The following is a 24,703-nucleotide window of genomic DNA, read 5'->3' on the forward strand; positions in this document are numbered from 1 at the left end:
CACTGAAGTCAAAGAAAGGGATTCCGGCTCTCAAGGGGGCCCTGGTGGCGGGCCGTCCCGATCGCCATGAAGAGACTCGCAAACCTCGGCGGCGGATACAACCCCTTCCGGAAACTTTTTTTTGAATCCTTGGTGTCGACTAGCTCACAGCCGTCATTCGAGGGGGTGGACCCTGGCCTAAACGTTCGAGTGGAAGGACTTTGGCCCCTTCCACTTACACAATCACACGCAGTGCACGCCGTACGCCTGTGAAGCTCACGCTCGTACGCAGTCCCAGGTGGTCACCGTCCATCTGAAACGGCAATGGCGCCTGCGAATGCAAGGTGAACCGGGTGAGGTCGTGCAGTGTCACCGCGTGCTTGCCGCGGGGCCCCCGTTCCGGGCTGGAGGTCAGCAACTGGGTGCCGTAGCGGCTCACCGCCAGCGGCGTCAGTCTCTGCAGTCCCAGCACGTCGAGGCCGGTGTCGAAGGACGCCTCCGGCGCCGCGTACAGCGGCTTGTTCCCGAAGTACGACCACGGCGCGGTGTTGCACACGATCGAGAGCGCCAGCTCCCGCACCGGCTCGGCGTCCTCCCGCTCCAGCGTGATCGTCCCGGTGCGGCGGTGCGGCTCGTTCAGGAACTGCCGTACGACCTGGCGCACATACAGCGGATGCGTGGAGCGCTTTCCCCGCTCCCGCTGCTGCTCCACCCTGCCGATCACCCCGGCGTCGAACCCCAGCCCCGCGGTGAAGGTGAACCAACGGTCGGGGATCTCCGCGTCGTCGGAGCCCGGAACGCCTCCGGCGATCCCCAGGCCGACCGTCCGTTCGGAGCCGGCCTCCAGCGCGTCCAGCAGGTGCCCGGTGGCCTCCACGACGTCGTTGGGCATCCCCAGGGCGCGCGCGAAGACATTGGTGGAGCCGCCCGGTACCACGGCCAGCCTGGGCAGCCGCTCCGGATCGGGGCCGTCGTGCAGCAGCCCGTTGACCACCTCGTTGACCGTGCCGTCCCCGCCGAGCGCGATCACCAGCTCGGTGGTGCCGCCCTGGGCGGCCTGCCGCGCGAGGTCCCTGGCGTGGCCCCGGTACCGGGTGGTCGCCACCTCCAGTTTGAGATCGCTCGCGAGGGCATGCGCCAGCACGTCACGGGTCCGGGCGCTGGTGGTGGTGGCTGCCGGGTTGACCACGAGTAGTGCGCGCATGGGGTGAGGGTACCTACCGCGGGGTACACGGCCCAGCCCCGCCGGTGCCGACGGCTAGGCTGCCCTGGTGAGCGAAAGGTCGAAGCGGGCGGACGCCGCCACGGAAGCGGACGAGGCGACGGGGACGCGGCGGGGGGCGCGCGGTCCGCGCAGGATCGTCGCCGCCGCCGTACTGACCGGCGCCGAAGGGCTGGTCGTCGCGGCCTTCGGGGTCGTCTCGCTGGTGCTGCTGGTCACCCGGCGGCCGGATGACACGACGCAGGCCGCCACCCTGGCCGCCACCGTCCTCGCGCTGTCCGTGCTGCCGCTGGCCGCCGCCGGCGGGCTCTGGCACCGGCGCCGCTGGAGCCGGGGACCCTCCATGATCGTGCAGCTCATCGCGCTGCCCGTCGCCTGGCAACTGGGCCGGAACGGGGGCGGTTCACTGGCCGCCGCCGTCGTGCTGGGCCTGGCGGCCGTCGTCGTGCTGGGGTGCCTGGTGAACCCGAAGGCCACCGAGGCGCTCGGAGTCGGCCGGGACTGAGCCCCCGGGGCCGGCCCGTCCGGTGCGCAGCGCCCCCTCCCGCCGACCGCGGGACGCGCCCCGGGTCAGGGGAAGGGGCGGAACGGGAGGATCACTCCTCCACCAGCAGGCGGTCCCGCAGTTGTGCCAGGGTTCTCGCCAGGAGTCTGGAGACGTGCATCTGGGAGATGCCGACCTCCTGGGCGATCTGGGACTGGGTCATGTTGCCGAAGAACCGCAGCAGCAGGATCTTCTTCTCCCGCGGCGGCAGCTCCTCCAGCAGCGGTTTGAGTGACTCCCGGTACTCGACGCCCGCCAGGGCGTCGTCCTCGGCGCCCAGGGTGTCGGCGACGGCCGGGGACTCCTCGTCGGTGTCGGGCACGTCGAGCGACAGGGTGCTGTAGGCGTTCGCGGACTCCAGGCCCTCGAGGACCTCCTCCTCGGAGATCGAGAGCCGCTTGGCCAGTTCGTGCACGGTCGGGGCGCGCCCGTGGAGCTGGGAGAGCTCGGCCGTCGCCGAGGTGAGGGACAGCCGCAGCTCCTGGAGCCGCCGGGGCACGCGCACGGCCCAGCCCTTGTCGCGGAAGTGGCGTTTGATCTCGCCGACGACCGTGGGTGTCGCATACGTCGAGAACTCGACGCCGCGCTCTGGGTCGAAGCGGTCGACCGATTTGATCAGGCCGATCGTCGCGACCTGCGTCAGGTCGTCCAGCGGCTCGCCGCGGTTGCGGAAGCGGCGGGCCAGATGCTCGACGAGGGGCAGATGCATCCGCACCAGGTGGTTGCGCAGCTCGGCGCGCTCGGGCCCGTCCGGCAGCGTGCGCAGCCGGACGAAGAGCGCCCGCGCGCCGCCGCGATCCTGCGGGTCGGGCCCGTGGGACGCGCCCGCGTCGTGGCCGGCGGCCCGCTCACGCCGCTCGTGCTGCTGCTGGTCCATAGCGTCCGCCCGCTCTGCCTGCTTGGGTCGCTGCATGCTGGGGTCGGCCGGGTGCGGCCGGGGCTGTTGCTCGGGAACGCCCCGGGAGACCGCCCCCGGGCGGCCTGACCACATCTGACTTGCCTCGTGCTCGGTCACGATGCTCCGGGTCCTGCACCGCGCTTCTTGTGCAGGCTGATGCTGACCGTACGGTCATCCGACACTGCTGAACCCACCTCACCGGCCAGGGCCGAGAGCACCGTCCACGCGAAGGTGTCGCGTTCGGGGGCACGGCCATCGGTCGTCGGCGCCGAGACGGTGACGTGCAGCGAGTCGCCGACGAGCTGGAAGACACAACTGAGCACGGAACCGGGGACGGCCTGCTGGAGCAGGATCGCGCACGCCTCGTCCACGGCGATCCGCAGATCCTCGATCTCGTCGAGGGTGAAGTCCAAGCGGGCCGCGAGCCCGGCGGTGGCCGTCCGCAGCACCGACAGATAGGCACCCGCAGCCGGCAGCCGGACCTCGACGAAGTCCTGCGACGCGGGCTCGCCTGCGATCTGGGACACCCTCACCTCCAAGGTGGCACGAGCCGGTCGGGCCTCACGGGCCGAAACGGCTGTTGATTCGTTTCGTCAGTGACGCTATCGCGATCCGTGTCACGATGCCGCACGCATCGATCACCGCCGCCTCATTCCTGAGCGTCACCCATAGTAAACATATGGGTACTTTCCGTGGCTAGGGGGTGGAGGCCCCAAATCCGCCGTGATTACGCTGTGTTGGCCTTATGGGGTCGCCGTGGGCCGCTTTCCGGAACGACTCCCGAGATCCCCGTGGCCACCCTGTGTGCCCGGTCGGGGGCGCCTCGGCGACGCCGGAAGGGCCTGCCATGTCAGTACCCGTCACCTGATGCGTTCATAGCCCCTCGCGGCACAGGCTCCGACAAGGGCCGAAACCCGCCCCTGCGAGTGACCCCGAAACGGGCCGGAGGTGCCCGAGGGGTGCGAGGGATGGCTACTCAGTGTCACCCCTGGTGGAGATGCGGCGAAGACCCGGGTGCGGAGAGTGAGGAAGAACCTCACGGTGTGTCACCACTCCGAGGCGGATGCCCGGCCGGTGACGACGGCGGTCACCGTGCTGCCCCGGGGGAAGGCGCCCTCCTCCGTGAGCCGGGTGAGCGCGAACAGCAGCTTGGTCACATAGGTCTCCTCCAGCGCGGGCAGCCCGTGCCGCTGGGCGAAGTCCGCTGCGAAGTCGGACAGCTCCGGGCTCGTCCTCGCGTAACCGCCGCCGTGGAAACGTTCCTCCAGCCACCAGTCGCCCCGCGGCCCGCCGAAGGTCTCCCGCTGGAGCCGCGCGATCTCCCCGCCGAGGAACCCGCCCTTCAGTACCGGCACCCCGAGGCCGCGCTGACCTGCAGAAAGGCCCGCCGCCATGCCCGCGAGGGTGCCGCCGGTACCGCAGGCGACGGCAGCCACATCGGTGTGCCCGCGCAGTTCCGCGCCCAGTGCCGCGCACCCGCGCACGGCCGCCGCGTTGCTGCCGCCCTCGGGGACGACGGCGCAGGGCCCGAAGCGGGCGCGCAGCTCGTGGTGGAACGCGGGGTCGGCCCGGCGGCGGTAGTCGGCACGCGTGACGAAGTGCAGCAGCATGCCGTCTTCGGTGCAGCGGGCGAGGGACGGGTTGAGCGGCCGGTCGGCCAGCTCGTGGCCCCGGACCACCCCGACCGTGCGCAACCCGAGCAGCCTGCCCGCCGCCGCGGTGGCGCGCAGATGGTTGGAGTAGGCCCCGCCGAAGGTCAGCAGCCGCCGGTGGCTGCTCTCGGCCACCGCCCGCAGATTGGGGGCGAGTTTGCGCCACTTGTTACCGGAGGGGTAAAGCTCCACCGGCCCCGGCCCCGGCCCCGGCCCCGGCCCCGGCCCCGGCCCTGCCGCCCGACCGTCGGCCGTCGCGTGCACCAGGTCCTCCCGCTTCAGCAGCAGCCGCACACCCCGGCGGGTGAAGCGCTCGTCCTCGACCTCCTGGAGCGGGGAGGGCGGGCGGGGCCGCAGGGCCGCGGCGACATCGACGGGGTGGCTCACCCCTCCATTGTGGCGGCCGGACTCCGGTGCCCGCGGTCCCCGCCCCGGCCGCGGGGACGCGGCGGGGCAGGCGACCGGTCACCTGAGGCGCTCGGCGATCCGCTCCCGCAGGGTGTCCATGGTGAAGCCGCGGGGGTCGCTCTTCTGGTCCGTCCACTCCAGGTGGCCGATGACCGACCGGGCGCCCCAGCCGTGGTGCCGGCACAGCGCGGCCGCGGCCCGCACGATCGCCTCCAGCTGCTCGTCCGGCCACGGGTCCTCGCCGTCTCCGAGGTTCTCGCATTCGAAGCCGTAGAAGTACCGGTTCCCGTCGGTGTTCTGCTGGTTCGGCGGCGGGGTGGCGCGCTCGGCGACGACGGCGCGCAGTACGTCGCCGTCGCCGGAGCCCGCGTGGTTGGCCCGGCCGTGGCCGGTCAGATGCACGGTGCCGTCCTTGGTGACGCAGCCGTGGGCGAGCGGCCCCGGCAGATCCTCGCGGCCCTCGTAGATCAGATCGACCGTCGCGGCCGAGCCGCTGGTGACGGTGTGGTGGATCACGACACCGTGCACCGGCCCCCACGGCCCCTGCTGGTCGCGGTTGTGGGTGCGCCAGTCCCGGACCTCCTCGACCCGGGCCCCTTCCTTCTCCAGGGCCCGGACGAATGCGGTCGCGGTGATGGGTGTGGCCATGCTCGCCTCCGGCTGCCGGGTGCCCGGCCGCGGCCGGAACCTGTCCCGGGGGCATACCCGTTGCCGCGCCGTTTCTAGCCGCGCCGGGCCGCATCCGCGGTGGGGGTCACCCGTACGAGGAGGGCGTGCGCCCGGGGGTCGCGCCCCCAGGGCCGCAGCAGCTCCGGTATCCGGGAGCGGGCCGCCCGCACCCGGCCCGAGCGGACCTGCGCGGACACCTCCAGGAACGCGCTCCACGCGGCGCACGCCTCCTCCAGCCGACCGCGGGAGAGCAGCAGTTCGGCCAGTTCCGCCTGGCACACGGCGCGGGTGCGGCGCTCGCCGGCGGGACGGTCGTGCAGCGAGGCGCGCAGGTCGTCGATGGCGCCTTCGCGGTCGCCGAGCGCCACCCGCACCTGGCTGGACTGGTAGCGCAGCGCGGCGCTCCGGTAGCTGCCGACCGGCTCGCCGGTGGGGCTCTCCGGACCGGTGGTCAGATCGACCGGGGACCGGGCCAGTTGCCGCTCCGCGCGCTCCAGCGCCTCCAGTGCCCGGCCCTCCTGGCCGCACGCCGCGTCCGCCACGGCCAGTCCGGCGTACAGGAACGCGCGCGCCGAGGGGTCGGTGTCCGCCGGGGCCGCGGCCAGGGCCGCCCGGGCGAGCAGCAGGCTCTCGCGCGGGTGGCCCAACTGGTGCGCCTGCGAGCTGAGGGCGCGGCGGGCCAGCGCGACCCCCTCCGGATCGGCGGCCTCCGCGGCGAGTTCCGCCGCGGTGAGAAAGGCGCGCTGGGCGAGTCCGTGCCGCTGCTCGTCCACGTAGACCCGGGCCAGCAGGAAGCTCAGCCGTGCGGCGCCCGCCTGGATGCCGCGCCGGTGCACGCCCTCCTCGCCGTGGCGCAGCGAGCGGACGAGCCCCGAGAGGCAGGCGGCGAGCGGGGTGCGGATATGACCGCCGCCGTACCGGTCGGCCTGCAGCGCGAAGAACCGGGCGTGCTCGTGGACCGAGGCCACCTGGCCCGGTTCGGGGGTGCGCGCGGGGCGGGAGCCGCGGGCCGTGCAGCCGTTCCGGGCGCCGGGCAGCGGCGCCGGGGTGGGGGCTCCGGGCGCGGTGGCCGGATCGTCCGCGGCCGGGTCGCCGCCCGCTTCCGCCGGGGCGCCGTCCGGACGGCCGTCCCGGCGTCCGCGTACCGTCTCGGTCAGCAGCCCCAGGGTGTAGGGCGCCGGTGGCGGGGTGTCCGCGCGGGGCGGCGGGATCACCGGCGCGGTGAGCGCGGTGAGCTGGTCGGCGGGGCGCAACGGCCGGCCGAGGCCGAACAGACGGGCGTCCACCGGGTGTTCGCGGCCCCCTGCCGGTGCCTCGGCGTCGGCCGCCGGAGCACCGGAGCCGAGCGGCTCCCGGAGCCGCTTCCGGTGCCCGGCCGGTGCGGCCCCCGCGGTGGGGCGTGGTCCTTCCTCCGCCGGGTCGGAGGTGTCGTCCTCGCCGCCACCGCCACCGCCACCGCTGTCGCCGCGCGGGCGGGCCGCCGTGCCGGGGCGGCAGCCGCGGGCGCCGAGCATGCCCAGGTCCGCCACCGTGATCCGGCGGCCGAGGCGGCGCGAGAGCGCCTCCGCCATCAGGTGCTGCACCCGGGGGTCGGGACGGCTGCCGCGCAGCCAGTGGGCGACTGAAGTTCTGTCGTACCGGAGATGGATGCCGACCTCGGCGCCGAGACGAGCCAGGGCACGCGCGAACGCCGCCTGCGTCCACTCGCTCTCCTCCAGCAGGGCACGCAGCGCGCGGTTGGGGGCGCGGGTGCGGGACCCGGTGCTCGGGGACGCCGTGACGCGTACGGGGTCAGCGGGTCGCATGGTTGTTCCTGTGGTGGAGTCGGATGGGGTCGTTCACTGTTCTGCCTCACTTCCGGAATCAGGTGATGTCTTTCCGTAGCTCTCCGTGTGCTTGATGTGCTGTCATGCACCCGGACGTTTTCAGGGAACCGCATCGCTCCCCGCTGCGGGAGCATGTGCCGGGCGCACGACTGCGTGGTGCTTTCACACCCCGTGTGAATGCCGGTCCACTACTCTGCGAGACGACACGTTGGACCCGACGGAGGGCGGCATGGAGCCCAACAGCCAACTGGACGCGCTCCTTGACCAGGCAGGGATGTCCCGAGCCGGTCTTGCGGCGAGAATCAATCGATTAGGCGACCAAGCAGGGATAACCCTGCGTTACGATCACACGGCCGTGGCGCGCTGGTTGAAGGGGCAACGGCCACGCGGCAGCGTCCCCGAGTTGATCTGCGAGATCCTCGGGCGCCAGCTCGACAGAACCCTCACACTCAGTGACATCGGCATGGATGTCCCGGCGGACGGCCGGCTACCCGGAGCCGCGCTCGGCTCCGAAGCGGCGGGCCTGGACCGGTTCGTGGAGCGCGCTGCCTCCCTGTGGCGCTCCGACCGGGTGCACGGGGGCCGGCTCGGCCCCGCCCTGCTGACCGGCGGCGCGGCCGTCGCGCCGGTGTGGGAGTGGGAGAACCCGCCCGAGGACCGGGACGTCTCGCGCACCGGCGGTGCCGAGGTCACCGGCGCGGACGTGGGCGTACTGCACGCCGCCCGCGGCCACTACGAGCACCTGTACCGGAACGCCGGAGGAGTCGCCACCCGCGGCCGCGTGGTCGGTTTCCTGCACGGTGAGGTCGCCCCGCTGCTGCGCGGGAGCTACGACGACACCACCGGCCGCGCGCTGTGCCGCGCCGCCGGCTCGCTTGCGGCCATCAGCGGCATCTGCGCCTACGACGCCGACGCGCAGGGGCTGGCCCAGCGCTACTTCCACCAGGCGCTGCGGCTGGGCAAGGCGTCCGGCGACCTGGTCTTCGGCGGCTACGTGGTCGCCCTCCTCGTCAACCAGGCGCTGTTCCTGGGCGACACCCGGCACGCGCTCGCCTGTTCCGAGGCCCTGCTGCGCACCACGGGACCGCGCATCAGCGCCGCGCTCGCCACGGATGTGTACGCGATGCAGGCCGGTGCGTACGCCCGGCTCGGGGACCGGCGCAGCGCGCACGACTGCATGCGCCGGGCCGAGGCGTACTCCGAGCGCATTCGCCCCGCGGAGGAGCCCGAGGAGACCAGCTACGTCCAACCGGGACTGGTCGAGGTGCGGTTGGCCGAGGCGCTGATCCTGCTGGGAGAGCTGTCCGCGGCTGCCGAGTACGCCCAGCGGGCGGCGCGCGCGCCCGCGCACGCCCGCGGCCGGGTGAACCGGCTCGCCACCCTCACCGACGTGGCGCTGCACGCGGGGGAACCCGAACGTGCCGCGGTCACCGCGGCGGAGATGGTGGACACCGCGCAGGGCATCGAGTCGCAGCGGCTGCGCGGGCGCATGCGCAGGGTCAGGAAGCGGCTGGAGCAGCACCCCGGGACTTCGGCGGTCGAAGCGGCGAAGCTCATCGAGGACTCGCTGAGCGTGCCGTTCTGAGCCGGGGCGCGCGCTGCGCCCCTGTCAGCGGGCGCGCACGACATGCTGGGATGTGCCCAACCTCCGTCGGGAAGGGGGCACATACGTGCGATGGAAGAACCTGGGTGAACACACTGTGTACGAGAACCAGTGGCTTCGGGTGAATCTGGCGGATGTGGAACTGCCGAACGGGCGCCACCTGGATCACTATCTGATCCGGCTGCGGCCCGTCGCCGCGGCGACCGCGGTCAACGAGCGCAACGAGGTGCTGCTGCTGTGGCGGCACCGCTTCATCACGGACAGCTGGGGGTGGGAGCTGGCGGCGGGCGTCGTCGAGGAGGGCGAGGACCTGGTCGAGGCGGCGGCCCGGGAGATGCTGGAGGAGACCGGCTGGCGCCCGGGACCGCTCCGCCATCTGATGACCGTCGAGCCGTCCAACGGACTCACCGACGCCCGGCACCACATCTACTGGTCGCCGGGGGCCGACTACGTGGGGCCGCCGGAGGACGACTTCGAGTCCGAGAAGCGCGAATGGGTCCCGCTCAAGGAAGTGCCCGACCTCATCGCCGCGGGCGAGGTCCCCGCGGCGAACATGGCCGCGGCGCTGCTGATGCTCCACCGCGTCCGCTTCGGATGAGCCGGCCGGGCCGCTCCTCGGCCGGTGAGGAGCGGCCCCGGACCCCGGCCGTGCGGGGCGGCCTCAGCTCTTGAGGAAGTCGTCGCCGTTCTGCGCCACGTGCTCCTGGACGGCGGCGAGGGCCCGCTGGACCTCCTGCGCCGAGCCGGAGCCCTGCTGCTCCGCGTAGTAGGCGGCGCCCAGCCGGCGCAGCAGGTCGTTGCCCGCGCGCTGGGCCTGGACCTCCTCCACCTTCTCCTTGCCCTGCGCGATGCCCCGCTGAGCCTGCTCCTTGGCGCGGTCGAGAAAGCCTGCCATGGTCCTGCCTCCGTCGTGTACGGCTCTACCGGCCGGGTCGGCTCCGGTACACCCGTCAACGTATGCCGTGATCAGCCGGTTCCCCGCCGCCCACGGCTGCGTCGAACCGGCTGGTCAGTCCATTTCACACGATCGTCCGAACGGCCCTCGGCGGGGCCGGCGGGCCCGTGCTCCGGCCGCGCCGGAGGGGACACCCGCGGGCGCGGTTACGGTTGTCCGGTGAACGCACAGCCAGAGGCCGGGGACGGCACCGTCCGGTGGGACGAGGGAGGCCGGGAGCGGACCGCCGTGTGGCGGTCGGAGAGCGGTGCCCGGCCGCCGCGGCGGGTCGCCGTCGCCGATGACCGGATGGCCGCCGACATCGCCTACAAGCTGGTCTGCGAGGGGACCGCGCTGCTGTGGCGCGGCGACTACCACGGCGCCCGGCAACTGCTGGCGGCGCTCGGCCGCCGGGTGGACCGCAAGCAGCCCAAACCCGGGGCCACGCCCCTGGAGGGCTTCCACCTCCACCGGCAGGCCCGCTCCCGCCGGGCCCGGATCCTCGGCATGCTGCTGGTCCCGCTGGAGACCGCGCCCGGCGGCTCCTACGCCGTACCGCTGCGCCGCGCGCCGGAGGTGGGCCCCGCCTGTGTGGCCGCCTACGGCGCGCCCGGCGGCGCCGTGGGCGACCTGGCGCTGGTCTCCCTGCGCGAACTGCAGGGCGTGCTCGGCGCGTACGAGTGGTGGCGCAACGGGGTGCCCGTCGACGCACTGGGCGGCGACCGGATCCACCCGCACCACGGGGGTCTTCTCACCGGTACGCGGCGAGTACGTCGACCTGGTCGCACAGGCTCCGCTGCCGGACCGGCCGGCTGCCGGACTGCTGGCCTTCGACGTCGGCACCGGGACGGGTGTGCTGGCCGCGGTGCTGGCCCGGCGCGGTGTGGGCCGGGTGATCGCCACCGATCTGGGCGAGCGGGCGGTGGAGTGCGCGCGCGAGAACGCCGCGCGGCTCGGTGTGGCGGAGGCGGTCGAGGTCGTACGGTCCGATCTGTTCCCGCCCCCGGAGGCCGGGCGTGCGGACCTCGCGGTCTGCAACCCGCCGTGGCTGCCCGCCAAACCGACCTCGGTACTGGAGCAGGCGGTCTACGACCCCGACAGCCGTATGCTGCGGGGCTTCCTCACGGGGCTGGCCGAGCGGCTCGCCCCCGGCGGCGAGGGCTGGCTGATCCTCTCCGATCTCGCCGAGCACCTGGGCCTGCGCCCCCGCGAGCAGTTGCTGGAGTGGATCGCCGGCGCCGGGCTGGAGGTGGCCGGCCGGCTCGACGCCCGGCCCCGGCACGGCAGGGCCGAGGACCCGGAGGCGCCCCTGCACGCCGCCAGGGCCGCCGAGACGACCCGGCTGTGGCGGCTGCGCCCGGCGGCCGGCTGAGCCGCGGACGTCCGCACGGGCCGCGGCCGGTGCGCCGGGGCGCGGCGCGCGGGGCGGCGTTCAGACTGTCCGCCCCGTGGCACGGTGCCGGACCCAGACGTTGGGCTCCACGTAGACGGCGTGCCCCCGCACCGGATCGCAGTGCACCGGCGCCAGTGCGCCCGGCACCCGCACCTCTCCCGCACGGTCGAACGGCAGCCCTGTCCACTCCCGCCACCGGGCGAGGGGCGCGCTCACCGTCATGGAGGCGGGCGCGACCTGCTCCACGGTGCCGCCCGCGCGGACGTGTACCCGCAGCCACGGGTCGGCGGGCAGCCCGTCGGCGCGCAGTTCGCCGATGTGGTCGGCCATCGGCAGCTCCGGCCGCTGCTGCTTGGCCGTCGGGCGCACCGGGGCCACCAGTTCCCGGTGCCCCTGCCGGTGCGCCGCCGCGCGGAGCCCGTCCAGCATCCGGTAGGAGAGTCCGCGGCCCCGGTGCGCCGGGTCGACGGTGATCTCCAGCGCGCTCACCGCCGTGGCCGGACGGCCGTGCCGCCGGTCGGCGCAGGCCCATGTCAGCACCCTGTCCCACCCCTGGTCGGGGGTCTCCTCGCGGCCGGCCGAGGCGGCGTCGAAGGGCACGCCGTACCCGCGCGCGACGACGCGGTCCCGTCTGTGGCGACGACGCAGTACTCCGGGAAGTCCTCCGGGACCTGCGGGAGCAGGGTGCAGGCGACCAGGTCCGCCGCGACGAAGGCCGGCCAGTCGTCGGAGATCTCGTGGAGCCTGCCGGTCAGTTCGGGGCGGTCGGCGAGGCGGGTGATCTCGACGGTGCCGGAGTCGTGGGGCGTCATGGGCCGGACGCTTCCACAAACGGTGGAGCGCGGGCCACGGATTTGTGCGGGGCGGCGCGTTCGGTCTCGGCGGCGACCCCATGGCGGACGCCGGTCCGGTGCGGGGACGGATCGTGTACGTCCGGGGCCCGGGACGCCGACGGCATGCAACGTCTGTCCTTTATGGTGCAGTTGGTTACCATCGCGGTAGTTGGGATTGATTTCCCACCCTATAGTGGAGTACCGTACTGCGTCGGGCCCTCGTTGTTCCTGTCATGGCGACTCTGTGCCGACCTGCTGTACAGGTCCCGCCACACGTGATCACGTTGGCGGACACGCTCGCACTGGCGCGCTCCCAGCACGCGGAGCATCCTCAACTCCCCCTCGTGCTGCGGCTGATCGAGAACACCGGCGTACGGACCAGACATCTCGTCCAACCCCTGGAGCTGACCCTCCGCCACCCCGGCTTCGCGGAGCGGAACTCGGTGTACGAGGCGGAGGCCAAGGCCCGGGTGCCGCGGGTCGTCGGCCGGGCGCTGGCCGCCGCCGAACTGGAGGCCGAGGAGATCGACCTCATCGTCTACGTCTCCTGCACCGGCTTCATGATGCCCTCGCTGACGGCCTGGCTGATCAACACGCTGGGGTTCCGCTCCACCACCCGCCAACTGCCCATCGCGCAGCTGGGCTGCGCGGGCGGCGGCGCGGCGATCAACCGGGCACAGGACTTCTGCACGGCCTACCCCGAGGCCAACGCGCTGATCGTCGCGTGCGAGTTCTGCTCCCTGTGCTACCAGCCCACCGACGTCGGCGTCGGCTCGCTGCTGTCCGACGGCCTGTTCGGGGACGGGGTGGCGGCAGCCGTCGTCCGCGGCTCGGGCGGCACGGGCATCCGGCTGCTGCGCAACGGCTCCTATCTGATCCCGGACACCGAGGAGTGGATCTCCTACGACGTCCGCTCCACCGGCTTCCACTTCCTGCTGGACAAGCGGGTCCCCTCGACCATGGGCCCGCTGGCGCCCGCGCTGTGCGAACTGGCGGCACGGCACGGCTGGGACGCCTCCGAGCTGGACTTCTACATCGTGCACGCCGGCGGTCCGCGGATCCTGCAGGACCTGGGGAAATACCTGGAGGTGCCGCAGCACGCCTTCCGGTTCAGCCGGGCCACGCTGACGGAGTACGGCAACACCGCCAGCGTCGTCGTCCTGGACGCCCTCCGCCGGCTGTTCGACGAGGGCGGCCCCGGCGAGGGCGCGCGCGGGCTGCTGGCCGGGTTCGGCCCCGGCATCACCGCGGAGATGGCGGTGGGCCGCTGGGAGGGCGCCGCGGCGCAGGCAGGCCCGGCGGACGCCGACCGGCAGCGCGCCGGGACCCGGCACGGACCGGAGCCCGCCGGGACGGCCGGGAAGCCACCCGGGCCCCGCCCGGAGAACCCACCGGAAGGAGCACTGAACCCGTCATGACCCGTACCGGAACAGTGGAGCCCGGCCCGCAGCGACCCCGGCCGCGCAGCGGCCTGGTCGTGCCACCGGGCCGCGGGCGCACCCTGCGCACCGCCGCCCAGCAGGTGACCTTCAAGGTGACCGGGCAGCACTCCCGGGCCGCCTCCAGCTTCGAGGTCGTCGTACCGCCCGGCTTCGACGTGGGCGCCCATGTGCACACCCGCAGCGAGGAACTCTTCTACGTGCTGGAGGGCGAGCTGGAGCTGCTCGCCTTCGAACCCCGGGTGCGCACCCGGGACGGCTGGCGGGAGTGGGAGTCGGCCGCCGGCGACCGGCCCGTGCGCGCCACCACGGGCACCACCGTGCTGGTGCCGCCGGGCTGCCCGCACGCGTTCGCCAACCCGACCGGTGCCCCGGCGCGGATGTTCTTCCAGGCGGCACCCCCGCCCGACCACGAGCGGTACTTCGACGAACTGCTGGACATCCTGGCCGTGGACGGCCCGCCGGACGAGGCTGCCGTCGCCGCGCTGCGGGCCCGCTACGACATCGAGCAGCTCACCCCGCTCCGGCACGGCCCGCCCCCGGGACCGGTGCCGAAGGGCGCCCCGGACCGGAGCGAGGAGGGCTGACCATGGCGCAGTGCCCGCTCTACGACGTCCCGGCCGATCCGCCGGAGCTGGAGTTCGACCCGTTCCTGCGGGCGGCCCTGGAGAGCCCGCCGTCCCGCATCCGGCTGCCGCACGGCGAGGGGGACTGCTGGCTGGTGACGCGGTACGACGACGTCCGCTTCGTCACCTCGGACCCCCGGTTCAGCCGGGACATCGTCGGCCGCCCCACCCCGCGCATGACCCGGCATCTGATTCCGCTCGACCGCGCCGTCAGCTTCGTCGACCCGCCCGGACACGCACGGGTGCGCTCCGTGGTGGCGCCGGTGTTCGGCAGCGGCGCGGTGGAACGGCTCCGGCCCCGGGTCCGGGCGCTCGTGGCGGAGCTGGTGGACGGGATGCTGGCGGCGGGCCCCCCGGCCGACGTGGTGCGGTACGTCGTCTCGCCCCTGCCGCTGGCCGTGGTGGGGGAGCTGCTGGGGGTGCCGCCCGAGGACCGTACCCAGGTGCGCGACTGGGCCGTGACGCTGCTGACCCGCGCCTCGGACGACGCGGCGGCCGAACGCGCCCAGCAGGTGAAGGCGGCGGCCCGGCGGTACTTCCGGGAACTGGCGGAGCGGCGCCGGTCCCGGCCCGCCGGTGACCTGATGACGCGGATGGTGGCGGCGGTGGACGCCGGTCGCATCGACGAGGAGGAACTGCTCGCGCTGGCCACCCTGATCGGGCTCAACGGGTGGCACGCGGTGCGCAACAACGTCTCCAACATGGTCTACCTGCTGCTGACCCGGCCGGAGCTGCGCGAACGGCTGCGCGCCGAACCGGAGTCGGTGCCGCGTGCCGTCGAGGAGCTGCTGCGCTGGATCCCGCACAAGCACGGGGTGGGGCAGCCCAGGATCGCCACCGAGGACGTCGAGGTGGGCGGGGTGCTGGTGCGCCGCGGCGAGGTGGTGCAGGTGTCCTACGTGGCGGCGGGCCGCGACCCGCGCCGCTTCCCCGACCCGGACGCGCTCGACATCGACCGCCAGGGCCCGCCGCACCTGGCCTTCGGGCACGGGCCGCACCACTGCGTGGCACCGCTGCTGGCCCGGATGGAGGCGGAGGAGCTGCTGTCGGCGCTGCTGCGCCGGCTGCCGGGGCTGCGGCCTGCCGTGCCCGCCGGGGAGATCGCCTGGCAGGGCAGTGTGCTGATCAGAGGGCCGGTCGGGCTTCCGGTCACCTGGTGAGCGCGGCGGCGGCCGGTGCGGGCACGCTCCGGCCGCCCGCTGCCGGACCTTCCGTCCGGCGCGTCCGCCGCTCGGACCCGGAAACGGCCGCACCCGGTCCGGACGGGACTCGGTCGGAGTCCCGCGGACCGGGTGCGGCCGTTCGTACCCGCGGAAGGGTGACCTGCGGGCCGGTTCAGCCCTGCTTGGTCTCCCAGAAGATCTTGTCGATCTCGGCGATGAGCTCCAGCGCCTTCTGCCCGGTGGCCGGGTCGGTGGAACCCTTGGCGGCGCTCAGCGCCTTGAGGGTGTCGTTCACCAGCTGGTGCAGCTGCGGGTACTTCTCGAAGTGCGGCGGCTTGAAGTAGTCGCTCCACAGCACCGAGACGTGGTGCTTGGCGAGTTCCGCGCGCTCCTCCTTGATGACGGTGGCCCGGGTCCGGAAGTGCGGGTCGTCGTTGGCCTGGTACTTCTCCTGAACGGCCTTCACGGATTCGGCCTCGATCCGGGCCTGTGCCGGGTCGTAGACACCGCAGGGCAGGTCACAATGGGCGCTGACCTGCACCTTGGGGGCGAACAGTCGGGAGAGCATAAAAGCCGTCCTTCCTCGTGATCGTCTTCTCACGTGCGAGATTACTCCGTGTGGGAAGTCTTTTCGCGTGTGCCCCCACGGGCTTAGGACAAAAGTCCGGTGACGGACTGGATCTGGTGGAGTGATCGGGCCGGAGACGGCCTTGGGACCGGAGGCGGAAATATGCCGGAGCACAGGCCGCAGCGCGGGTCGGGCCGCGGGGCGGAGCGCCGGGAGGGCGATCGGCACGAGGGGCCCCTGAAGCGGATCGGGCTGGCCGAGGTCTACAACCCGTCGATGCGGCCGACCCTGCTGCCCGGGGACCAGCTGGTCGTCGGCTACGGGGGCGCCGTGCGTCCCGGGGACGTCGTGGTGCTGCGCCACCCGTTCCAGCACGACCTGCTCATCGTCAAACGCGCGGTCGAACGGCGTCCCGGCGGGTGGTGGGTGCGCGGTGACAACCCCCGGGTGAAGAACGACAGCCGGGAGTTCGGCGCCGTCCCCGACGACCTGGTGGTGGCCCGGGCCTGGCTGCGGCTGCGCCCGCCGCGCGGGGCTCAGCGCTCGCCGGGTTCCGCGGTGCGCTGGGCGGTCTCCGCCGTGCGCCCGCTGGTGGGCCCGCTGCGGTCCCGGCCGCCCGCGGGGTCCGGTGCGCCCTCGGAGGCGGCCGGGCTGCTCTCCAGGCGTTTGCGGGCCCGGTAGGCCGCCACGTTGGCGCGGGTCGCGCAGCGGTCGGAGCAGTAGCGGCGGGAGCGGTTGGTCGAGGTGTCCAGGTAGGCGTTGCGGCAGGGCGTGGCCTGGCAGATGCCCAGCCGGTCCACGCCCAGGTCGGTGAGGTGGAAGGCGAGCCCCATGCAGGCCGTCGCCGCGTAGGCGGCGGTGGCGTTGGCGGGCTGTTCGGCCAGGTGCATGTGCCAGCGGGGCCGTCCCTCGTCGTCCAGGTCCCCGTGTCCGGAGATCTGCGGACTCGTGGGGAACTCCATCAGCAGGGCGTTCAGCAGGTCGACCGCGCGGACCTCGTCGTCCTCGGCGGCTGCGGTGAAGACGGCGCGCAGCCGGGTGCGTACGGCGCGGAGCCGGCTGACGTCCGCCTCGGTCACGCGGCGGGCCATGGTGCCGTGCGGCCCGAAGAGTTCGAGGACGGCGCCGACCGAGGTGAGGGTGTCTTCGCCGCGCTCGGGCTGCTCGCTGTTCACGAGACGCACTGCCAGATCCGAGTAATAGTTCAGTTCCACTTGTGATCCTTACGGCGGGCGGTCTATCGTCAGTAATGGTTGAAAGTCGTCAGAGCGTATTACGGCGGAGGACGGGTATGGCGACCCACGCACGGAGCGCTGCCGACTGGCGGCGCCGGCAGGAGAGTTGGGACCGGCAGCAGGAGTGGTACCTGCCCGACCGCGAGGAGCGATTCCGGGTCATGCTCGACATGACCGAGGCCCTGGTGGGCCCCGAACCCCGGGTGCTCGACCTCGCCTGCGGTACAGGCAGTATCTCGGACCGCGTGCTGCGGCGGATGCCGGGCGCGAGCACCGTCGGCGTCGACCGGGACCCGGCGCTGCTGGCCATCGCGCGCGGCACCTTCGAGGGTGACGGGCGGGCCCGGTTCGTCACGGCGGACCTGAGCGATCCCGACTGGCCGGCCGCGCTGCCCCGGGGCCCCTACGACGCGATCCTGACGGCCACGGCCCTGCACTGGATGCGCACCGAACCGCTGCGCGCGCTCTACGGCCGGCTCGCGGGCCTGGTGCGGGAGGGCGGGGTGTTCCTCAACGCCGACCACATGCCGGACGAGTCGACCCCGCGCATCAACGCCGCGGTGCACGTCTTCGACGAGGAGCGGCGCGCGCGGCGGACCGCCGAGGGGGCGCAGGACTGGAAGGGGTGGTGGCGCGCGCTGGGGGAGGACCCGGAACTGCGGGCGGTCGCCGCCGAGCGGTTCGCCCTGTTCGGGAACCCGGCCGAGGCGCAGCACAGCGACCACAACGACGAGGAGTTCCAGAGCGCGGAGTGGCACGCGGCCGCCCTGCGCGCGGCCGGTTTCGGCGAGGCCCGCACGGTCTGGTCCTCGCCCGCCGACGCCATGGTCCTCGGACTGCGCTGAACGCTCCGCACGAGGCCCGCGCGCGGGCCGGCACCCGCGGCCGGACCGGCACCCGAGCCGATCCGGCGGGGTGCCCGGGCCGCCCACCCGCCGGCAGAGGGCGGGCGGCCCCGGTGGGGCTCAGCGGCGGGCGACGCCCTCCGCGCGGGCCGCCGCCGCCACCGCGGAGGTCACGGCCGGGGCGACGCGCTCGTCGAAGGGCGAGGGGATCACCCGGTCCGCGCTCAGCTCGTCGGCCACCACGGCGGCCAGCGCCTCGGCGGCGGCCAGCTTCATGCCCTCGGTGATGTCCGTGGCGCGCACCTGCAGGGCTCCGGCGAAGATGCCGGGGAACGCCAGCACGTTGTTGATCTGGTTCGGGTAGTCGCTGCGGCCGGTGGCCACCACGGACGCGTACTTGCGGGCCACGTCCGGGTGGATCTCCGGGTTCGGGTTGGCCATGGCGAAGACGAAGGCGTCCTCGGCCATCCGTGCGACGGCCTCCTCGGGGACCGTGCCGCCGCTCACGCCGATGAACACGTCGGCGCCCTCGAGCACCGACTCCAGCGAACCGGTGCGGTTCCCCTTGTTGGTGAAGCCCGCCAGATCCCGCTTGACCTCGGTGAGGTCGCCGCGGTCGCGGGAGACGACGCCCTTGCGGTCGCAGACCGCCACGTCCCCGATGCCGGCCTCCACCAGGATCTTCGCGATGGCCACCCCGGCGGCGCCCGCGCCGGAGATGACGGCGCGCAGCGAGCCCAGCGCCCGGCCGCTCAGCTTCGCGGCGTTGCGCAGCGCGGCCAGCGTGACGATGGCCGTGCCGTGCTGGTCGTCGTGGAAGACCGGGATGTCCAGCGTCTCCTTGAGGCGGGCCTCGATCTCGAAGCACCGGGGTGCCGAGATGTCCTCGAGGTTGACCCCGCCGAACGAGGGCGCCAGCCGCTGGACCGTGGCCACGATCTCGTCCGTGTCCTGGGTGTCCAGCGCGAGCGGCACCGCGTCGACGCCGCCGAACTGCTTGAAGAGGATGGCCTTGCCCTCCATGACCGGGAGCGAGGCGCCGGGGCCGATGTCGCCCAGCCCGAGCACGGCGCTGCCGTCGGTCACCACCGCGACGACCTGGGACTTCCAGGTGTAGTCGTCGACGAGCTCGGGCTGCTCCGCGATGGCGCTGCAGACCTTGGCGACGCCCGGCGTGTAGGCGAGGGACAGGTCGTCCGCGTCCCGCACGGGCACGGTCGCCTGAACGGCCATCTTGCCGCCCCGGTGCAGGGCGAACGCCGGATCGATCACGTCCGGCTCCAGCCCGTCCTTCTGATTGACGATCTCCGCTGCCACTGTGTTGAACCCCTTAGTCGAATCTGGTGAGGGTGACCGCTCCCTGCGGTGAGGAACGGGCGGGCACCGCGTCCGCTTCCCGGGCGAGCGGCCTGCCGCTGCCCGGAGGGAGGTACGGACGCCGGGCGCGCCGCACACGCGCCCTGGTCCCCGGGTGAGGGGTGTAATCGACCTTTCTACCCGACACCCGCCGCCGGGGACGACCTACTTCCGGCCGCACCGGTGTCCAAGCTGGCGGAATGCGGGACAAAGTGCCTCGACTCCGACTCGAAGTCCGCAGGGTGAGACGGCCGGGGAGTGTGAGAGACCGCACTCCGGCCCGTAATCCCCTTTACGGCCGTTCCCACCGCCCTGTATCCGGAGTCCTGTATCCGTTATCCGATTTTGACCTCGGAGGCGTCCTGCTGCCGCTTGTCCGGATGGCAAGATGCCCCCCATCGTTCATCCGTTCATCCGTCGGACACGGTCGCGACATCCGAAGGTGTGTGCCCGACCCCACGGCTGCTCTCCCTCACCGCAGGAGGACCCGCTCATGACCGCTAGCAGGCGCATGACCGCCGGCCGGGCCGCACGTACGGCCGCTCGTACGGCCACTCGGCGTGCCGGGATCATCCCGGTCGCCCTCGTCACCGGCGGCGCCCTGCTGCTGACCGGCTGCGGCGACCAGACCGAGGGCGCCGACGGCGGCAGCTCCGGCGAGAAGGCCGAGCTGAGCTCGAAGCTGCCCGACGAGATCCGCAGCGCCGGTGTCATCAAGGTCGGCACCGACGCCGCGTACAAGCCGATGGAGTTCAAGGAAGGGGCCGACATCGTCGGCCTGGACCCCGACCTCGCCAAGGCGATGGGGGAGAAGCTGGGGGTCCGCTTCGAGTTCTCCAACGGCACCTTCGACGGTCTGATCACCTCCATGCAGACCGGCCGCTTCGACATGATCATGTCGTCGATGACGGACACCAAGGACCGCCAGGAGGGCCTGGACGACAAGGGGAAGAAGGCCGGCAAGGGCGTCGACTTCGTCGACTACCTCTCCGCGGGCTCCTCGATCCTGGTCAAGAAGGGCAACCCGGACAAGATCGAGTCGGTCGACCAGATGTGCGGCAAGAAGGTCGCCACCCAGCGCGGCACCACCTCGCACGAGATCCTCAAGACGCAGACGAAGAAGTGCGTCGAGGACGGCGAGAAGAAGATCGGCATCGAGGCGTACAACACCGACGACGAGGCCCGGGTGCGGCTGAAGGCCGGCGGTGTCGTCGCCGACATCTCGGACTTCCCGGTCGCCGCCAACGCGGCCAAGTCCGGCTCCGACTTCGAGGTCGTCGGCGACCAGATGCAGTCCGCCCCCTACGGGATGGCCGTCGCCAAGGACAACAAGAAGCTCCGCGACGCCCTCCGGGCCGCGATGGACGCGATCATCGAGGACGGCTCGTACAAGAAGGCCCTGGAGAAGTGGGGCGTCGAGGACGGCGGCGTCGAGAAGGCCGCGATCAACGGCGGCTCCTGAGCCGCGCGGCGACGACGCACCAGACACACCCCGCAGGACGTCCAGGACGCTGAGAGGCAAGCCCCCGTGACACCACCCACCACCGACAAGATCCCCTCCGGCGGGGCACCTCCGTCGAAGGACGCACCGGAGGCCATCAAGGCCATCCCCGTACGGCACTACGGGCGGTACGTCTCCGCCGTCGTGGTCCTCGCGCTGCTGGCGCTGCTGATCCGCGCCTTCGCCACCGCGGAGGGGCTGCGCTGGCAGGCGGTGGGGGACTTCTTCTTCAACGACCAGATCCTCGAGGGCGTCCGCAACACGCTGGTCGTCAGCGTGCTCTCGATGCTCATGGGGCTGGTGCTGGGGATCGTCCTGGCCGTCATGCGGATGTCGAAGAACCCGGTGACCTCGTCCGTCGCCTGGGGCTACATCTGGTTCTTCCGCGGCACACCCGTCTATGTGCAGCTGCTGCTCTGGTTCAACCTGGCGCTGATCTTCCCGGTGCTGAACCTGATGCCGCTCTACAAGGACGAGATGACCGACGTCATGACCCCGTTCATGGCGGCGCTCCTGGGCCTGGGGCTGAACGAGGCCGCCTACATGGCGGAGATCTGCCGGGCGGGCATCCAGTCCGTCGACGAGGGCCAGACCGAGGCGTCCCAGGCGCTGGGGATGACCCAGGGCCAGAACATGCGGCGCATCGTGCTCCCGCAGGCGATGCGGGTGATCGTGCCGCCCACCGGCAACGAGTTCATCAACCTGCTGAAGACCTCCTCGCTCTGTTCGGTCGTGATGTACGAGGAACTGCTGCGCAAGGCGCAGAACATCGGCAACAACTCCAGCGCCGTCGTCGAGATGCTGCTGGTCGCCACCATCTGGTACCTGGTCATCACCAGCATCTTCAGCGTGGGCCAGTACTACCTGGAGCGGCGCTACGCGCGCGGCTCCCTGCGCCAACTGCCCGAGACCCCGTGGCAGCGCGTACGCAAGAACGTCTTCGCCTTCGGGCGCGGCACCGGATCGGGGGCGCAGGGCGCATGAGCACGTCGGTCAAGAAGAAGGAGAGCGGCGGCCCGATGGTCAGGGCCGAGCGCGTCTGCAAGTCGTTCGGCCACGTCGAGGTCCTCAAGGGCATCGACCTGGAGGTGAAGACCGGCGAGGTGTTCTGCATCGTCGGTCCGTCCGGGTCCGGCAAGTCCACCTTCCTGCGGTGCATCAACCACCTGGAGAAGATCAACGCCGGCCGGCTGTACGTGGACGGCACGCTCGTCGGGTACCGCGAGAAGGGCGGCAGGCTCTACGAACTGCGGGACCGCGAGGTGGCGGCCCAGCGCCGCGGCATCGGGATGGTCTTCCAGCGCTTCAACCTCTTCCCGCACATGACCGCGGTGGAGAACGTGATGGAGGCACCCGTCCAGGTCAAGCGGACCCCGCGGGCCGAGGCACGCAAGCGGGCCGCGGAACTGCTGGACCGGGTGGGGCTGGCCGACAAGATCGACTCGTTCCCCGCGCAGCTGTCCGGCGGTCAGCAGCAGCGCGTCGCCATCGCGCGGGCGCTGGCCATGGACCCCAAGCTGATGCTCTTCGACGAGCCGACCTCTGCGCTGGACCCGGAGCTGGTCGGCGAGGTGCTGGACGTGATGAAGGCGCTGGCCCGGGACGGGATGACGATGGTGGTCGTCACCCACGAGATGGGCTTCGCGCGGGAGGTCGGCGACTCGCTGGTGTTCATGGACGGCGGCGTCGTCGTCGAGTCCGGCAACCCCCGGGACGTCCTCACCGACCCGCAGCACGAGCGCACCAAGTCGTTCCTCTCGAAGGTGCTCTAGACCGCCGTCCGCCGGGAACCGCGGCCCGCCCCGCCGGGCCGGGACGGACCGCGGTTCCTGGAATACCGGCCCGCGGTGTGATGCTGTGTCCGCCATGGCACATCACGCATCCCTGGGCAGGGTCGGCATCTGGGCCTCCGCACTGCGTACCGACGACGCCGCGCGGCGCCCCCTGGTCGAAGAGGCCGCCGCCGAACTCGACGAGCTGGGCTACGGCACGCTGTGGATCGGCGGCAGTCCCTCGCCGGACATGGCGCAGCGGCTGCTGGCCGCCACCTCGCGGGCGACGGTCGGCACCAGCATCCTCAACATCTGGGAGCACGCGGCTGTCGAGGTCGCCGCGCGGCACGCGCAGTTGACGGACGAGTACGGCGGCCGCTTCCTGCTCGGTCTCGGGGTCAGCCACGCGGAGACGCGCAGCGGGCACGCGCTGGACCATCCGCTGGCCGGCCGGCCGCGGTCGGCCATGCGCTCCTATCTCGACACGCTCGACAACGCGCCGCGTCCGGTGCCCGCCGCCGGGCGCGCGCTGGCGGCGCTCGGGCCGAAGATGCTGCAGTTGGCCGCCGAGCGGTCGCTGGGCGCGCTGCCCTACCTCGTCACCGTCGAACACACCGCGGAGGCCCGCGACATCCTCGGCGCCGACCCGCTGCTGGCCCCCGAGCTGAAGGTGGTCCTGCAAGGGCCGGGCGCCGACCCGGCCGCGGCGTACGCCACCGCGCGCGACTACCTCTCCCGGTACCTGGCCCTGGCCAACTACCGCAACAGCCTGCTCCGGCTCGGCTTCGCGGAGTCCGACTTCGACGGCGGCGGCAGCGACCGGCTCGTCGACGCGCTGTTCGCCATCGGCGACGCCGAGGCGGTACGCGCGAAGGCGGACTCGTTCCTGGCGGCGGGCGCCGACCACGTCGCCCTCCAGGTGGTCACCGCCGCCACCGGCACCGACCTCCCTCGGGAGGAGTGGCGCGCGCTGGCCGCGGCGATGCCGCTGCGGGACTGAGGCCGCGGGACCGGGCGGCGGCCGGGGCGTTCCGGGCCCGGCCGCCGTGCGCCGACGGCGTGAGATCGGTCGCTCCGTGGCCGGATGGTCTGTCGGTGGGTCGGCGGGGCGGCGTAGCGTCGGGGCATGTTTGCTGCTTACGCCGCTCGTATCGACAAGGAAGAGCCGCTCAGCGGGCTGGAGCTGGGGCAGAGGCCGGAGCCCAAGGTGCCTCCGGGATGGATGACCGTGGCGGTGAAGGCGGCGTCGCTCAACCACCACGACCTCTGGTCGCTGCGCGGCGTGGGGATCGGTGAGGAGTCGCTGCCGATGATCCTCGGCTGCGACGCGGCGGGGGTCGACGACGACGGCAACGAGGTCGTCCTGCACTCGGTCATCGGGCAGTCCGGCCACGGGGTCGGCCCGCGCGAGCCCCGCTCCATCCTGACGGAGCGCTACCAGGGCACGTTCGCGGAGCGGGTCGCGGTGCCCCAGTGGAACGTGCTGCCGAAACCGGCGGAGCTCTCCTTCGAGGAGGCGGCCTGCCTGCCGACGGCCTGGCTGACGGCCTATCGGATGCTGTTCACCAACGCCGGGGTCAGCCCGGGGGACTCGGTGCTGGTGCAGGGCGCGGGCGGCGGGGTCGCCACCGCCGCCATCGTGCTGGGCGCCGCCGCCGGGCTGCGGGTCTTCGCCACCAGCCGGGACGAGGCCAAGCGCAAGCGGGCCCTGGAGCTCGGCGCCGAGGCGGCGGTGGAGGCGGGTACCAGGCTGCCGCACAAGATGGACGCCGTGCTGGAGACGGTGGGCGCCGCCACCTGGTCGCACTCGGTCAAGTCGCTGCGCCCCGGGGGCACTCTGGTCATCTCCGGCGCCACCAGTGGTCCGAACCCGCCCGCGACCGAGCTGAACCGGATCTTCTTCCTGGAGCTGCGGGTGGTGGGCTCCACGATGGGCACCAAGGAGGAGTTGGCGGGGCTGCTGAACTTCTGCGCCGCCAAGGGGATCCGGCCCGTCATCGACTCCGTGCTCCCACTCGACCGGGCCCGGGACGGCTTCGCGAAGATGGCGGAGGGCGACCTGTTCGGCAAGGTCGTGCTGACGGTCTGAGCCGCGGCCGCGCACGGTCGGCCGGGCCGCCGGGGTCCGGCCTTCGCGGTGTCCGGTCCGGTGCCGCCGGGCCGGGCACGCGGCGCGGTGCCGCGCCCGGTCGCACGGGGCCGGGCGGGGCCGCACGGGGTCGCGGGCGCGGGGACGG

The 24,703-nt window shown here is 72.9% G+C and carries 22 protein-coding genes and 3 pseudogenes; 14 read left to right on the top strand and 11 right to left on the bottom strand.

All coding sequences use genetic code 11. From position 1 onward, the window contains the following. Positions 1–214: 214 nt before the first annotated feature. Entirely contained in the window at positions 215–1,183 is a 969-nt protein-coding gene (locus tag A949_RS0102950) for a diacylglycerol/lipid kinase family protein (protein ID WP_019354513.1), read from the bottom strand. 67 nt (positions 1,184–1,250) lie between these two features. Here A949_RS0102950 and A949_RS0102955 point away from each other — a divergent pair, with 67 nt between their 5' ends. Next, entirely contained in the window at positions 1,251–1,706 is a 456-nt protein-coding gene (locus tag A949_RS0102955) for a hypothetical protein (protein ID WP_019354514.1), read from the top strand. A 91-nt stretch (positions 1,707–1,797) separates the two neighbouring features. Here A949_RS0102955 and A949_RS0102960 read toward each other — a convergent pair whose 3' ends face one another. The 5 genes from A949_RS0102960 to A949_RS0102980 all read right to left on the bottom strand — a co-directional run bounded on the left by A949_RS0102960 (position 1,798) and on the right by A949_RS0102980 (position 7,177). Next, positions 1,798–2,736: an RNA polymerase sigma factor SigF gene (locus A949_RS0102960; protein ID WP_051019376.1), complete on the bottom strand. Its 939-nt coding sequence runs from the start codon at positions 2,734–2,736 to the stop codon at positions 1,798–1,800. 20 nt (positions 2,737–2,756) lie between these two features. Further along, positions 2,757–3,170, bottom strand: coding sequence for an anti-sigma regulatory factor (locus tag A949_RS0102965; protein ID WP_019354516.1), 414 nt, complete (start codon positions 3,168–3,170; stop codon positions 2,757–2,759). A gap of 519 nt (positions 3,171–3,689) precedes the next feature. After that, positions 3,690–4,682, bottom strand: coding sequence for a 1-aminocyclopropane-1-carboxylate deaminase/D-cysteine desulfhydrase (locus A949_RS0102970; protein WP_019354517.1), 993 nt, complete (start codon positions 4,680–4,682; stop codon positions 3,690–3,692). Positions 4,683–4,760: 78 nt separating this feature from the next. Then, positions 4,761–5,351, bottom strand: coding sequence for an N-acetylmuramoyl-L-alanine amidase (locus tag A949_RS0102975; protein ID WP_019354518.1), 591 nt, complete (start codon positions 5,349–5,351; stop codon positions 4,761–4,763). 74 nt (positions 5,352–5,425) lie between these two features. Continuing rightward, on the bottom strand, positions 5,426–7,177 hold the full coding sequence (locus A949_RS0102980; protein WP_019354519.1) for a hypothetical protein: 1,752 nt from the start codon (positions 7,175–7,177) through the stop codon (positions 5,426–5,428). Positions 7,178–7,427: 250 nt separating this feature from the next. On the opposite strand from A949_RS0102980, the gene A949_RS0102985 reads away from it, so the two are divergent. Further along, positions 7,428–8,783: a hypothetical protein gene (locus A949_RS0102985; RefSeq protein WP_026004290.1), complete on the top strand. Its 1,356-nt coding sequence runs from the start codon at positions 7,428–7,430 to the stop codon at positions 8,781–8,783. 85 nt (positions 8,784–8,868) lie between these two features. Next, positions 8,869–9,399 carry an NUDIX hydrolase gene (locus A949_RS0102990; protein WP_026004291.1) on the top strand — a complete coding sequence of 177 codons (531 nt, stop codon included), beginning with the start codon at positions 8,869–8,871 and terminating at the stop codon, positions 9,397–9,399. 63 nt (positions 9,400–9,462) lie between these two features. Here the strand turns inward: A949_RS0102990 and A949_RS0102995 are convergent, their stop codons facing one another. Further along, the gene (locus A949_RS0102995; RefSeq protein WP_019354522.1) at positions 9,463–9,696 is read right to left on the bottom strand and encodes a hypothetical protein; all 234 of its coding nucleotides are present in this window, start codon (positions 9,694–9,696) and stop codon (positions 9,463–9,465) included. Between the two features lie 219 nt (positions 9,697–9,915). Between A949_RS0102995 and A949_RS32255 the strand changes: the two are divergent. After that, positions 9,916–11,107, top strand: a pseudogene (locus tag A949_RS32255) (methyltransferase). 60 nt (positions 11,108–11,167) lie between these two features. Here A949_RS32255 and A949_RS32260 read toward each other — a convergent pair. Beyond that, positions 11,168–11,940, bottom strand: a pseudogene (locus tag A949_RS32260) (GNAT family N-acetyltransferase). A 254-nt stretch (positions 11,941–12,194) separates the two neighbouring features. On the opposite strand from A949_RS32260, the gene A949_RS32265 reads away from it, so the two are divergent. From A949_RS32265 to A949_RS0103020, 3 genes are read left to right on the top strand one after another with little or no spacing between them, the layout of a single operon-like run. Next, complete coding sequence (locus A949_RS32265) at positions 12,195–13,379, top strand: type III polyketide synthase (protein ID WP_078534009.1); 1,185 nt, start codon at positions 12,195–12,197, stop codon at positions 13,377–13,379. Beyond that, positions 13,376–13,987, top strand: coding sequence for a cupin domain-containing protein (locus A949_RS32270; protein ID WP_019354525.1), 612 nt, complete (start codon positions 13,376–13,378; stop codon positions 13,985–13,987). Before A949_RS32265 ends, A949_RS32270 begins: the two co-directional genes overlap by 4 nt. 2 nt (positions 13,988–13,989) lie before the next feature. Continuing rightward, complete coding sequence (locus tag A949_RS0103020; RefSeq protein WP_019354526.1) at positions 13,990–15,186, top strand: cytochrome P450; 1,197 nt, start codon at positions 13,990–13,992, stop codon at positions 15,184–15,186. A gap of 175 nt (positions 15,187–15,361) precedes the next feature. Here A949_RS0103020 and sodN read toward each other — a convergent pair whose 3' ends face one another. Then, complete coding sequence (gene sodN / locus A949_RS0103025; protein WP_019354527.1) at positions 15,362–15,757, bottom strand: superoxide dismutase, Ni; 396 nt, start codon at positions 15,755–15,757, stop codon at positions 15,362–15,364. Between the two features lie 162 nt (positions 15,758–15,919). Here sodN and sodX point away from each other — a divergent pair. Beyond that, positions 15,920–16,249: pseudogene (gene sodX / locus A949_RS36050) on the top strand (nickel-type superoxide dismutase maturation protease); the annotation flags it as partial. A 44-nt stretch (positions 16,250–16,293) separates the two neighbouring features. Here the strand turns inward: sodX and A949_RS0103035 are convergent. Further along, on the bottom strand, positions 16,294–16,971 hold the full coding sequence (locus A949_RS0103035; protein WP_019354528.1) for a CGNR zinc finger domain-containing protein: 678 nt from the start codon (positions 16,969–16,971) through the stop codon (positions 16,294–16,296). A gap of 77 nt (positions 16,972–17,048) precedes the next feature. Between A949_RS0103035 and A949_RS0103040 the strand changes: the two genes are divergently transcribed. After that, positions 17,049–17,837 (top strand): class I SAM-dependent methyltransferase, encoded by a 789-nt coding sequence (locus A949_RS0103040; protein ID WP_019354529.1) that lies wholly within the window; start codon positions 17,049–17,051, stop codon positions 17,835–17,837. Positions 17,838–17,957: 120 nt separating this feature from the next. On the opposite strand, the gene A949_RS0103045 is transcribed toward A949_RS0103040, so the two are convergent. Beyond that, positions 17,958–19,154 (bottom strand): NAD(P)-dependent malic enzyme, encoded by a 1,197-nt coding sequence (locus tag A949_RS0103045; protein WP_019354530.1) that lies wholly within the window; start codon positions 19,152–19,154, stop codon positions 17,958–17,960. Between the two features lie 532 nt (positions 19,155–19,686). Here A949_RS0103045 and A949_RS0103050 point away from each other — a divergent pair. The 5 genes from A949_RS0103050 to A949_RS0103070 all read left to right on the top strand — a co-directional run bounded on the left by A949_RS0103050 (position 19,687) and on the right by A949_RS0103070 (position 24,555). Then, positions 19,687–20,655, top strand: coding sequence for an ABC transporter substrate-binding protein (locus A949_RS0103050; RefSeq protein ID WP_063826239.1), 969 nt, complete (start codon positions 19,687–19,689; stop codon positions 20,653–20,655). Between the two features lie 66 nt (positions 20,656–20,721). Further along, positions 20,722–21,678 carry an amino acid ABC transporter permease gene (locus A949_RS0103055; protein WP_019354532.1) on the top strand — a complete coding sequence of 319 codons (957 nt, stop codon included), beginning with the start codon at positions 20,722–20,724 and terminating at the stop codon, positions 21,676–21,678. Beyond that, the gene (locus A949_RS0103060; RefSeq protein WP_019354533.1) at positions 21,675–22,466 is read left to right on the top strand and encodes an amino acid ABC transporter ATP-binding protein; all 792 of its coding nucleotides are present in this window, start codon (positions 21,675–21,677) and stop codon (positions 22,464–22,466) included. Before A949_RS0103055 ends, A949_RS0103060 begins: the two co-directional genes overlap by 4 nt. Positions 22,467–22,560: 94 nt before the next feature. Next, positions 22,561–23,466 carry a TIGR03620 family F420-dependent LLM class oxidoreductase gene (locus tag A949_RS0103065; RefSeq protein WP_019354534.1) on the top strand — a complete coding sequence of 302 codons (906 nt, stop codon included), beginning with the start codon at positions 22,561–22,563 and terminating at the stop codon, positions 23,464–23,466. Positions 23,467–23,592: 126 nt separating this feature from the next. Then, positions 23,593–24,555, top strand: a complete 963-nt coding sequence (locus A949_RS0103070) for a zinc-binding dehydrogenase (RefSeq protein ID WP_026004294.1) — start codon at positions 23,593–23,595, stop codon at positions 24,553–24,555. Positions 24,556–24,703 lie beyond the last annotated feature (148 nt).

The sequence above is a fragment of the Streptomyces sp. AA1529 genome (assembly GCF_000280905.1).
In the GTDB taxonomy this organism is placed as follows: Bacteria; Actinomycetota; Actinomycetes; order Streptomycetales; family Streptomycetaceae; genus Streptomyces.

Coding starts and splice junctions, on each gene's coding strand:
- A949_RS0103070 (WP_026004294.1), top strand. CDS start 23,593: ATGTTTGCTGCTTACGCCGCTCGTATCGACAAGGAAGAGCCGCTCAGC.
- A949_RS0102985 (WP_026004290.1), top strand. CDS start 7,428: ATGGAGCCCAACAGCCAACTGGACGCGCTCCTTGACCAGGCAGGGATG.
- A949_RS0103050 (WP_063826239.1), top strand. CDS start 19,687: ATGACCGCTAGCAGGCGCATGACCGCCGGCCGGGCCGCACGTACGGCC.
- A949_RS0102950 (WP_019354513.1), bottom strand. CDS start 1,183: ATGCGCGCACTACTCGTGGTCAACCCGGCAGCCACCACCACCAGCGCC.
- A949_RS32270 (WP_019354525.1), top strand. CDS start 13,376: ATGACCCGTACCGGAACAGTGGAGCCCGGCCCGCAGCGACCCCGGCCG.
- A949_RS0103020 (WP_019354526.1), top strand. CDS start 13,990: ATGGCGCAGTGCCCGCTCTACGACGTCCCGGCCGATCCGCCGGAGCTG.
- A949_RS0103065 (WP_019354534.1), top strand. CDS start 22,561: ATGGCACATCACGCATCCCTGGGCAGGGTCGGCATCTGGGCCTCCGCA.
- A949_RS0102960 (WP_051019376.1), bottom strand. CDS start 2,736: ATGTGGTCAGGCCGCCCGGGGGCGGTCTCCCGGGGCGTTCCCGAGCAA.
- A949_RS0102980 (WP_019354519.1), bottom strand. CDS start 7,177: ATGCGACCCGCTGACCCCGTACGCGTCACGGCGTCCCCGAGCACCGGG.
- A949_RS0102995 (WP_019354522.1), bottom strand. CDS start 9,696: ATGGCAGGCTTTCTCGACCGCGCCAAGGAGCAGGCTCAGCGGGGCATC.
- A949_RS0103040 (WP_019354529.1), top strand. CDS start 17,049: ATGGCGACCCACGCACGGAGCGCTGCCGACTGGCGGCGCCGGCAGGAG.
- A949_RS0102975 (WP_019354518.1), bottom strand. CDS start 5,351: ATGGCCACACCCATCACCGCGACCGCATTCGTCCGGGCCCTGGAGAAG.
- sodN (WP_019354527.1), bottom strand. CDS start 15,757: ATGCTCTCCCGACTGTTCGCCCCCAAGGTGCAGGTCAGCGCCCATTGT.
- A949_RS0103060 (WP_019354533.1), top strand. CDS start 21,675: ATGAGCACGTCGGTCAAGAAGAAGGAGAGCGGCGGCCCGATGGTCAGG.
- A949_RS32265 (WP_078534009.1), top strand. CDS start 12,195: ATGGCGACTCTGTGCCGACCTGCTGTACAGGTCCCGCCACACGTGATC.